The following is a 2,018-nucleotide window of genomic DNA, read 5'->3' on the forward strand; positions in this document are numbered from 1 at the left end:
GTCCGAGTCAGGAGATATAAAAAACCCTTCCGGTTAAAAACTGGAAGGGTTTTTTATTTTAAATTGACCTAATGCGTTTCGTCATGCTGAATTTATTTCAGCAYCTTTATTTCTAACTTAAAAACTTTCGGACTTCTTTCGTAACTTGCATTTTTAGAAAAACCGTATAAACAAATCCTCATTGCAAGGCAGAAAGCATCTTTTTTGGCACCGCAGTCGTATTAGATTGCTTAGTGCCTCGCAATGACGAAAAGCTAAATAAAATGAAATACATCATTGCCCCATCCATACTTTCTGCCGATTTCGGCAATTTACAGCGAGATATTGAAATGATTAACCACAGCGAGGCCGATTGGTTCCACGTTGATGTGATGGATGGTGTTTTCGTTCCAAATATTTCTTTTGGTTTCCCCATCATGGCTGCTGTAAAAAAACATGCGACCAAACCTTTAGATGTACATTTAATGATTGTTGAGCCGGATAAATATGCTCAGGATTTCGCTAAAGCAGGAGCGGATAGAATCACGGTACATTACGAAGCCTGCACACACCTGCATAGAACCATTCAGTTAATCAAAGCATCAGGCTGCAAGGCTGGTGTGGCTTTAAACCCGCATACTCCGGTAACCTTGTTGCAGGATGTAATTGAAGATCYTGATCTGGTACTCATTATGTCGGTTAATCCCGGTTTCGGTGGACAAGCTTTTATCCATAATACCTACAAGAAAATAAAGGATTTAAAGGCCTTGATTCAAGGGGTAAATGAAGACCTAATAATTGAAATCGATGGTGGTGTTGGTTTGCAAAATATTGCTACATTAGTATCAGCAGGTGCCAATGCTTTTGTGGCCGGAAATGCAATTTTCGCAACAGATAATCCAACGGAAACCATATCTAAAATGAAAAGCTTGACAACTAGCGCGATAAATATTTAAATTGTTAAATGTTTTATTGCTAAATTGTTTTTAGGATGGGGCGCATACAGTCTTAATACCTGATACTTTTGTCTTGATACTAAAAATGCTCAAATTTCGGCTAACCCTTCTCCTTTTAATTGCTGGTTGCAGTTTTGCTGTGGCGCAGCCTTTAGTTAGAGTTTCAGGAATAGTTTATAGCGATGAAAAGTTACCTTTAGCACAGGTTACGGTAATCGTTTTAGGACAGGCACAATCAACTGTTACTGATGAATTTGGTGTATATACCATTTATTCAAAATCAAAAACGTTTAGCATTAAATATTCGCTTTTGGGCTATCAGCCACAAACCGTAAAATTTAGTGAGCGCTCGGGGGCTCGGATTATCAAACAGGTAAGTTTAATTGCCAATATTAATGAATTAGAACAGGTTAATATCACCAATAAACAGAACCAGTTAAGTAACACCACCACTATTAATATTGCCGATGTTTCTTCAATGCCATTGGTTTCTGGCAATTTTGAAACCATGCTCAAAACCCTGCCAGGTGTATCTACAAACAACGAATTAAGTGCCCAGTATAGCGTTAGGGGAGGTAACTTCGATGAAAATCTGATTTACATCAATGATGTAGAAATTAACCGACCTGTTTTGATCCGCAATGGGCAACAGGAGGGACTAAGTTTTATCAATTCAGACCTGGTGAGTAAAGCAAAATTCTCTGCAGGTGGCTTTGAAGCGAAATACGGCGATAAACTTTCTTCAATCTTAGATATTAGATACGATAAACCGGATAGTAATCAAACCATTTTTAGTACCAGCCTTTTAAATACCTCATTAACAACCAAAAAGATATTCAAAAACAGCTTCCTTTTGGCTGGTTTACGCTATAAAAACAACTCGAGTGTACTGATTAAACAAGATGAAAAGGGGAGTTATAGCCCAAATTTTGCCGATGCTCAATTGCTGTATCAATATGATTTTTCATCAAAATTCAATATCGGTTTTTTGGGCAGCTTTAACCTCGGTCAGTTTAAATTGGTGCCCACCAATAGAGAAACCCAGTTCGGAACGTTGAGCACTACATTAAGACTAAATGTGGA

General features: G+C 37.9%; 2 protein-coding genes. Both read left to right on the plus strand.

Annotation, left to right across the window (positions count from 1 at the left end):
* Positions 1-263 precede the first annotated feature (263 nt).
* Positions 264-935 carry a ribulose-phosphate 3-epimerase gene (rpe, locus tag AC1DPQ_RS26225; protein WP_477611361.1) on the plus strand — a complete coding sequence of 224 codons (672 nt, stop codon included), beginning with the start codon at positions 264-266 and terminating at the stop codon, positions 933-935.
* Between the two features lie 85 nt (positions 936-1,020).
* The coding region (locus tag AC1DPQ_RS26230) for a carboxypeptidase-like regulatory domain-containing protein (protein WP_477611362.1) at positions 1,021-2,018 on the plus strand (998 nt) is incomplete at its 3' end.

The organism is Pedobacter sp. 01T416_2 (assembly GCF_056398925.1).